This is a genomic window from Flagellimonas marinaquae, assembly GCF_003992675.1.
In the GTDB taxonomy this organism is placed as follows: Bacteria; Bacteroidota; Bacteroidia; order Flavobacteriales; family Flavobacteriaceae; genus Flagellimonas; species Flagellimonas marinaquae.
Window position 1 is genome coordinate 121,400 of the sequence record NZ_RZMZ01000005.1, and the last position, 8,915, is coordinate 130,314.

The 8,915-nt window shown below is 43.7% G+C and carries 8 protein-coding genes; 7 read left to right on the top strand and 1 reads right to left on the bottom strand.

The genetic code is table 11. From position 1 onward, the window contains the following. Nucleotides 1–118 precede the first annotated feature (118 nt). Nucleotides 119–673 carry a sigma-70 family RNA polymerase sigma factor gene (locus EO130_RS03425; RefSeq protein WP_127140126.1) on the top strand — a complete coding sequence of 185 codons (555 nt, stop codon included), beginning with the start codon at nucleotides 119–121 and terminating at the stop codon, nucleotides 671–673. A gap of 2 nt (nucleotides 674–675) precedes the next feature. Continuing rightward, nucleotides 676–906: a hypothetical protein gene (locus tag EO130_RS03430; protein ID WP_127140127.1), complete on the top strand. Its 231-nt coding sequence runs from the start codon at nucleotides 676–678 to the stop codon at nucleotides 904–906. On the opposite strand, the gene EO130_RS03435 is transcribed toward EO130_RS03430, so the two are convergent. After that, complete coding sequence (locus EO130_RS03435; RefSeq protein WP_127140128.1) at nucleotides 903–1,730, bottom strand: UbiA prenyltransferase family protein; 828 nt, start codon at nucleotides 1,728–1,730, stop codon at nucleotides 903–905. The two genes, EO130_RS03430 and EO130_RS03435, sit on opposite strands and share 4 nt — an antisense overlap. Nucleotides 1,731–1,855: 125 nt before the next feature. Between EO130_RS03435 and gcvP the strand changes: the two genes are divergently transcribed. From gcvP to EO130_RS03460, 5 genes are all read left to right on the top strand, one after another. Then, a complete protein-coding gene (gene gcvP / locus EO130_RS03440) occupies nucleotides 1,856–4,708 on the top strand; it encodes an aminomethyl-transferring glycine dehydrogenase (protein ID WP_127140129.1) in 2,853 nt (950 codons plus the stop codon). A gap of 168 nt (nucleotides 4,709–4,876) precedes the next feature. Then, nucleotides 4,877–5,935 (top strand): 3-oxoacyl-ACP synthase III family protein, encoded by a 1,059-nt coding sequence (locus EO130_RS03445; RefSeq protein WP_127140130.1) that lies wholly within the window; start codon nucleotides 4,877–4,879, stop codon nucleotides 5,933–5,935. Between the two features lie 102 nt (nucleotides 5,936–6,037). Beyond that, entirely contained in the window at nucleotides 6,038–6,565 is a 528-nt protein-coding gene (locus EO130_RS03450) for a class I SAM-dependent methyltransferase (protein WP_127140131.1), read from the top strand. A gap of 32 nt (nucleotides 6,566–6,597) precedes the next feature. After that, nucleotides 6,598–7,443 (top strand): glycosyltransferase family 2 protein, encoded by an 846-nt coding sequence (locus tag EO130_RS03455; protein WP_127140132.1) that lies wholly within the window; start codon nucleotides 6,598–6,600, stop codon nucleotides 7,441–7,443. A gap of 256 nt (nucleotides 7,444–7,699) precedes the next feature. After that, nucleotides 7,700–8,915: MopE-related protein (locus tag EO130_RS03460; protein ID WP_206513118.1), on the top strand; the 1,216-nt coding region annotated here is incomplete at its 3' end.

The following is an 8,915-nucleotide window of genomic DNA, read 5'->3' on the forward strand; positions in this document are numbered from 1 at the left end:
CAAAAACCTTTGTTAAACCTTTATCCGGCTGTTAGACTGAAACCTTTTATACGTCTAAATGGGCCTAAAGATGGATTAGCTGTCCAAAAACCACTACATTTGGTAATTCGAAACGAAAATGGCCAAACATCAACTTCAACCGGACAATTGGGTAGATCAATATGCAGACTACCTCTTCAACTATGCAGTCTCGCGCGTGAGTGATGCGGAAATTGCAAAGGACTTGGTACAAGAAACCTTTTTTGCAGGTCTGAATTCGGCCAAAAACTTCAAGGGCGATGCTGCCGAGCGGACTTGGTTGGTATCCATTCTTAAGCGAAAAGTAATCGACCATTACCGAAAAATAAATTCAAAAAAAGGCAAGGCCGAGGTACGCATCAATTACAGCTCCGATTCCGATGCCGAAGGTGACTGGTTGGAACAGCAAGTAGCCGACCCATTTAGCAAGGATGGCGATAACATCCTTGAAAATAAGGAGTTGGGGCTGGCCATACAGGATTGTATTACCAAACTTCCACAGAAGCAGGCGTTGGTTTTCAAATTAAAAACAATCCAAGGAATGAGTACCGAAGATGTTTGTAATGAACTGGATATAAATCCGTCCAACCTTTGGGTAATGATCCATAGGGCAAGAACTGCACTTATGGGTTGCTTAAATGAAAACTGGTTTTAGGTATGAAGATTTCGTGTAAAGAGGCATCTAGTATTTGTGATAAGTCCCAATATAAAGAGGCAAGTTGGTGGGACATTTTTAAGCTACGCTTTCATTTGTTCTATTGCAAAACCTGTCAGTTGTACTCCAAAAAGAACAGTGAGCTAACTTCTTTGTGCGACAAAGCAGGGCTCACCATGCTATCCGACGAGGACAAAAAGAAAATGAAAAGGGATCTCAAGGAGAAACGCTAACCCACAAAGCGTTCTGCCCACCAAAAAAGGCAAAACCAACAAATAGGGATAGCTTCCACCCAAAACATTACAAAGTATTTGGATTTCATCCGTTCATGCGAAGCCAGCACTACCAAAAGCATCACACATACTACGGATTGCAGCTCCGCCTCCATGGGATGCATCGTATCCTTTAAAAAAGTCAACAAAAAGAAAATTAAGGTCAGCCCCATTCCCAATCGTCGAGTGGCTCGCTCACCCAAGACTTGGGGCAATGTTCGCAAACTACGGTCGTCCCATTGCAAGTCCCTAATTTCAAAGGGTACAATCAATACCAAAACCAATACCATTCGTTGGATGAAGGTGACCGAAAAGTCCCAATTCAATGGAATATCCGAATTCAATACGGGCAACAAAACCGAGAAACCGGCCCACACGAAGGCAACGATGTAAATTTTTAGTCCGGCCAGATTCCGCAAATTCTTCGCCCGTGGCAAAAGAGGTATGGCATATAGTGCGGACAACACTCCCAAGACGGCCGTAGCCACCCAAATGTTGCTGTCCAACTGGGCCAAAAAATACAGGGCAAACACAAAGGACACGAAACTGAATATTTGGATGATTCTGTGGTAGGCATTGGAGACAATGAGGTATTTATAGGCTTCCACTCCATATTTGATGAAATTATAGCAAACGATCACGCTGCAAAAAATGAAACCCAACAGATGCAAATCCAATGAAGTACCTAACAAATAAAAAGTGACCCCTGCCAAGGAAATCACCGCTATGGCCACGTGAATACTGGCATCCAGATAAAAATCAAATAATGCTTTTAAGGTTCTCATGCGGTAAAATCCCAATCCTAAGGCCAAAGGTTAATTGGTGGTTAACAACTTTGCTCCATCGACTATCAAAATTGACCATTTTCATCGAATTAATCCCTAATTTTGTGCACTTTATTGGATTGAACATGAACACAGAGGTATTTGCTGCCAGGCACATTGGCATCACAGAAAGAGACTTGCCCCACATGCTCGAAACCATTGGGGTGGAAAGTGTGGAACAGCTCATCAACGAGACCATTCCCGATGACATCAAACTAAAAAAACCGTTGGACCTTCCGCAAGGCATCAGCGAACACGAGTTCCTGAACCATCTGCATGCGCTGGCCAAAAAGAACAAGGTTTTTAAAAGCTACATTGGCTTGGGGTACCACGAGTCCCTAACACCATCGGTCATCAAAAGAAATATCTTGGAAAATCCAGGGTGGTACACTGCCTACACGCCATACCAAGCCGAGATTGCCCAAGGCAGATTGGAAGCCCTACTGAATTTCCAGACGATGATTGCCGACCTTACTGGAATGGAAATTGCCAATGCCTCACTTTTGGACGAAAGTACCGCAGCGGCCGAAGCCATGACCATGTTGTTCGAGCTACGCAGTCGCCAACAGAAAAAGGACGGTGCCGTTAAGTTTTTCGTATCCGAAGAAATACTTCCACAAACACTGAGTTTGTTGCAAACGCGAGCGATTCCTTTGGGTATTGAACTGGTTATCGGAGATCATGAAACATTCGGTTTCTCCACAGATTTTTACGGAGCACTTTTGCAGTATCCAGGAAAACATGGTCAGGTAAATGACTATGCATCCTTTGTTGCACACGCCAATGCCAACGATATCAAAGTAGCTGTTGCCGCGGACATCTTAAGCCTTGTGATGCTTACCCCGCCCGGGGAATGGGGTGTTGATGCCGTAGTGGGCACCACTCAACGTTTCGGAATCCCATTGGGGTATGGTGGACCACACGCCGCCTTTTTTGCCACCAAAGATGCCTACAAAAGAAACATTCCTGGCCGAATCATAGGGATTACCAAAGATACCGATGGCAACCCAGCCCTTCGTATGGCGCTCCAAACAAGGGAGCAGCACATCAAAAGGGATAAGGCAACCTCCAACATTTGTACGGCCCAGGTGCTCTTGGCCGTAATGGCAGGAATGTATGCCGTATATCACGGTCCGGAAGGATTAAAGTATATAGCCAACAAAGTGCATAGACAGGCCTGCAACATTGCAACAGCAGTAGAAAAGCTCGGACTAAAGCAATTGAACACTTCCTTTTTTGATACCTTGAAGATTGAAGTGGGAGATGCCTCCAAAATCAAGGAGATGGCGGAATCTTCTAGCATCAACTTTAACTATGTTGACGATAAGACCATTTCAATTTCCTTGAACGAAGCCACCTCTGATGAAGATGTCATCAAATTGACAAAATTATTCGCGCACTTTACAGGAAACAAAGAAGATTTTTTCGTTGAAAAGAATAGCGAAGTTAAGATCCCATCAACCCTGCAAAGACAAGCTCCTTTCATGCAGCACGAGGTCTTTAATTCCTACCATTCGGAAACAGAGTTGATGCGCTACATCAAAAAATTGGAAAGAAAGGACTTGGCGTTGAACCACTCCATGATTTCTTTGGGAAGTTGCACCATGAAATTGAACGCAGCTTCAGAAATGTTGCCATTGAGCTGGCCGGAATGGGGCAATATCCATCCCTTTGCGCCGGTTGATCAGGCACAAGGCTACCAAGAGGTGCTCCAATCATTGGAAGAACAATTAAATGTAATCACAGGCTTTGCCGCAACTTCCTTGCAACCCAATTCAGGGGCACAGGGGGAATATGCAGGGCTGATGGTCATCCGTGCCTACCACGAATCCAGAGGGGAAGGACACCGAAATATTTGTTTAATTCCCGCCTCTGCACACGGAACCAACCCAGCTTCCGCTGTAATGGCAGGAATGCAAGTAGTAGTGACCAAAACCGATGAAAAAGGAAACATCGATATCGCGGATTTGGAAGAAAAAGTAGAGAAATACGCCGATAATCTAGCCGCCTTAATGGTGACATACCCTTCCACTCATGGTGTTTTTGAGTCATCCATTAGGCAAATCACCAAACTCATACACGACAATGGCGGACAAGTGTACATGGACGGTGCCAACATGAATGCTCAGGTTGGACTCACCAATCCTGCTACTATTGGAGCCGATGTGTGCCACCTCAATTTGCACAAAACCTTTGCCATTCCCCACGGAGGCGGTGGTCCAGGTGTAGGTCCCATTTGCGTGGCCGAACAACTAAAACCCTTCTTGCCCTCCAACCCGGTAATAGAAACGGGTGGTGAAAAAGCCATTACAGCTATTTCTGCGGCACCTTGGGGCAGTTCTTTAGTTTGCTTGATTTCCTACGGATATATTAAAATGTTGGGTAGCGAAGGACTTACCAAAGCGACCGAAGCCGCCATTTTGAACGCCAACTACATCAAAGACCAGTTGAAGGGCAAGTTTGATGTACTCTATACAGGTGAACGCGGACGCGCTGCCCACGAAATGATCATCGACTGTAGGCCTTTTAAAGCGAATGGCATTGAAGTAACGGATATCGCCAAACGACTTATCGATTATGGGTTCCATGCCCCTACGGTTTCTTTCCCAGTAGCCGGTACCATGATGATCGAACCTACAGAAAGTGAAAGCTTGGCCGAATTGAATCGTTTTTGTGAAGCCATGTTATCCATTCGTGCAGAAATTGAAGAAGCTGCTTCAGATGAAACGGACAATGTGCTTAAAAATGCGCCACATACCTTGGCCATGCTCACAAGCGACTCTTGGAGTCATCCATATAGCCGCGAAAAAGCTGCATTTCCATTGCCCTATGTTGCCGAAAATAAGTTTTGGCCCAGCATAAGGAGAACCGACGAAGCGTTTGGGGATCGTAATTTGATGTGCACATGTGCACCCATTGAAGATTACGTAGAGGCCTAAAAACCACGATAAACCTTAACGAAAAGCCTTGATCCTGAAAATAGATCAAGGCTTTTTTCGTTTCCAGCCCGAGATAGGTTATCTTTTGGATATTGTAAAACATATTATGCATGCATAATATTCTTTTTTGAATGTATTACATTAGATACATTAAAACCTCAACAACTCATGAAAATTGGTATTACAGGCATAGGAAGTTATATCCCATCAATTGTGACCAAGAACGAAGATTTCTTACAGCACAAATTCATGGAAACGGACGGAACTGCCTTTGAGGAGCACAACGACGTGATCATCGAAAAATTCCAAGCCATCACCGGAATCGCCAACCGACGGTATGCCAAGCCAGAGCTAAAAACGTCCGACCTCGGTTTCCTGGCGGCAGAAGAGGCCATTTCCAATGCGGGAATAGACAAAGAAGAGCTGGATTACATCATCTTTGCCCATAACTTTGGTGACGTTACCCACGGCAAAATACAGGGAGACACCTTGCCCAGTTTGGCCACAAGAGTAAAACATTTGTTACGTATCCAAAACCCAAAATGCGTAGCCTACGACCTAATCTTTGGTTGCCCTGGCTGGATTGAGGGTTTGATTCAGGCCAACGCATTCATTAAAAGTGGCATGGCCAAGAAATGTTTGGTCATTGGAGGGGAAACGCTATCTCGGGTCGTCGACCATCACGACCGTGACAGTATGATTTTTTCAGATGGAGCCGGAGCCGCAATTTTGGAGGCAAACCCCTCACATGGGGAAATCCTGTCACATGCCTCGGTCACCTACGCCAATGAAGAAGCCTATTATCTCTATTTTGATAAATCCAATAGCCCTGAAGCCTGCGCAGATACAAGATACATTAAAATGCTAGGCAGAAAAATATATGAATTTGCCTGCATCAACGTACCCAAGGCCATGGCCGCTTGTTTGGATGATAGCGGGGTAAGCATTGACGATGTCAAGAAAATTTTCATCCATCAAGCGAATGAAAAAATGGACGAGGCTATCATTAAAAGATTCTATAAGATGTATGGCAAGGAAGTGCCCAAAAATATCATGCCCATGAGCATCCAAGACTTGGGAAATAGTTCCGTAGCCACTGTACCCACCTTGTTTGATATGGTATTGAAAGGTAAATTGCCCAAACATCAAGTCGAAGAAGGAGATGTCATCATTTTTGCAAGTGTCGGTGCCGGAATGAACGTGAATGCGATTGTTTATAGATATTAAAATCCCCGTTAAAGCCCAAAGAATAGCCAAATGGCCCCATCAGCATCTCACTAAACGCAAACTTAGTTGGGATTTGTGATTTGTTTTTTGGAATTTTAGCCAATGTACGAAAACAACTTTCCGAACAAGCGCTACAGGCATACTTTAGCGTTTTTAAAAAAGCACATCAATCCCTCTGAGTCCATTTTGGACCTGGGCGTTGAGAATCCGTTTTCCGAGATTATGAAATCCAACGGATACCAAGTGGAAAATACTAAAGGCGAAGATTTGGACATTGAGTTCGAAAATTCCGCAAAATCAGAAGCAGATGTGGTTACGGCCTTCGAAATTTTTGAGCATTTGGTCGCTCCCTTCAACATTCTAAAGGAGATTAAAGCCAACAAGTTGGTAGCAAGTATTCCGTTGCGTCTATGGTTTTCTCCTGCTTATCGAAGTAAAACTGATCCTTGGGATCGACATTATCACGAATTTGAGGATTGGCAATTTGATTGGCTTTTGGAAAAAGCAGGATGGACGATAAAAGACTCGGCCAAATGGACCAACCCTACCAAAAAAATTGGATTTCGCCCCCTACTGCGCTACTTCACCAATAGATATTATATTGTTTATGCCGAGCGAATCCCAAAATAATTTAGGGTTTGCCATTTTTTTGAATTTTCACCATGCGCATCAGTATCATCATCCCTGCCCACAACGAAGCAGTCTTTTTAAAGGAGTGCCTCGATTCCTTTGTTGGTCAAAGCTATCTGCCCAATGAGCTGATTGTAGTGGATGACAATTCTTCGGATGACACCTTTGCCATAGCGCAGGGTTATGCCCAAAAACACCTGTGGATAAAAGCTGTTCAACGTAAGTCGACCGATGAGCACATTCCCGGAAAAAAAGTGGTGGACACCTTTAACTTTGGATTGGAACATGCTTCAGAACACGACCTTCTCGGTAAGTTTGATGCCGATATTGTTCTCCCTCAAGATTATTTCGAAAACATGGTCAACCAGTTTCAGGCCAATTGGAAACTGGGGATGTGTTCCGGATTGTTGTTCGTTCAAAATGGTGATGAATGGGTATATGAAGACATAGCGAACAAAAACCACATCCGAGGGCCCATTAAATTGTATCACAATGCCTGTTTTCACAAAATAGGTGGATTGCGTTCCGGTGTAGGTTGGGATACCGTGGATATACTTTTGGCCCAATACCATGGTTTTGACACCCTGACCCTTCCCGAACTTAAGGTAAAACATCTGCGCCCTACAGGACATGGGTATAGCTCTAGAAACTATCAATCCAAAGGGGTGGCAATGTATAAAATGAGGTATGGGCTCGTACTGACCAAAATTGCAGCCTTAAAAATGGCTTGGCAGGCCAAAAGTCCCGGTTTATACATTCAAGCCATCTGGGGTTTTTTGAAGGCCCTTCTCCAGCGGCAGGCAAAGTATGTTTCCAAAAAAGAGGGCAAATTCATCAGAACATATCGTTGGAAAGGAATTTGGTCCAAAATCCAATAATCCATTCCAACTCTAATGTGCTAATTAATAGTACAGTAGCTATCAAATCCATAGAATACACTTACAGCTATTATTAAATTAAACTACAGATGCCTCCTTTAAGGCTCATCCGTCAATTCAAAAGGCCCATCCGTCAATTCACTGCACATTTTATATTCAAACCATCGTATCTTTAAATCAGTATTCAGCATAACCCAAAAATGTAGTTGTTCAATACATGGAACGCCAATGATCGTTCCCCAAAAAAGGTTATGCTATGAAATGGTTTCATCACTTTACAAAGGCACTATTGCTCCCTTTTGTTCTTCTCGGTGTAAACTGGTATTCCCAAGCCCAAATACCTGGACAGAGTTATTTTGATAACACAGGGTATATTGAATATATCGCAGGAAACTACCCGTTGATCATTTCAGTTCCCCATGGTGGTTATGAAACACCTAATGAAATTGCAGATAGGAATTGTAATGGTTGCGTGTATACGCGAGACTCCTTCACACAAGAAATTGGAAGAAGTATTACCCAGTACTTTTTTGAACATACCGGACATTACCCCCACGTGATTATCAATCTCTTAGACAGGAGTAAACTGGATAACAATCGGCCAATAGGAGAAGGAGCTGATGGAGATCCTATAGGAGAACAAGCATGGAACAATTATCAAAATTATATTGAAGTCGCAAAAACAAAAATTACCCAAGATTTTGGCAGGGGACTCTTTATCGACTTGCATGGACATGGTCACCCGATTCAACGAATTGAACTAGGTTATATTTTAACCCCAGACGACCTACAACAGTCCGACCCAACGTTAAATACGCCTTTCTACATAAATAGAAACAGTACCAAGAACCTTATTAACAACAATCCACTCAACCTGATGCATTCCGAATTGGTACGAGGACCTTTTAGTTTTGGAGCATTGATAGATAACAAAGGATACCCTGCGGTACCCAGCCCAGCTGATCCTTTCCCAAACGACAACGAACCCTACTTTAATGGAGGCTTTAATGTATTTGAGCATGGAGCCCATTTTAGTAACACAATGGATGCTTTTCAAATCGAATGTGATCAAGATATACGTATCAACGGTGGAGTAACGGTTCGGGAACAATTCTCCCAAGCCTGCGCAATTGCCATAAAGGAGTATTTAAGCCTTCATTATGGAGTTGGCACCATAGACTTTGATGAAGATGGCGTCTTTTCAGACCAAGATTGTGATGATTTTAATGCTAGCATCAACCCAGGTGCAGAAGAAATCCCATACAACGGTATCGATGATGACTGTGATCCGACCACTCCTGACGATGATCTTGACGGTGACGACTTTGATAATGCCGAGGACTGTGACGATGACAATGCTAACATCAACCCTGATGCAGAAGAAATCCCATACAACGGTATCGATGATGACTGTGATCCGACAACCCCCGACGATGACCTTGACGGTGACAACTTTGATAATGCCGAGGACT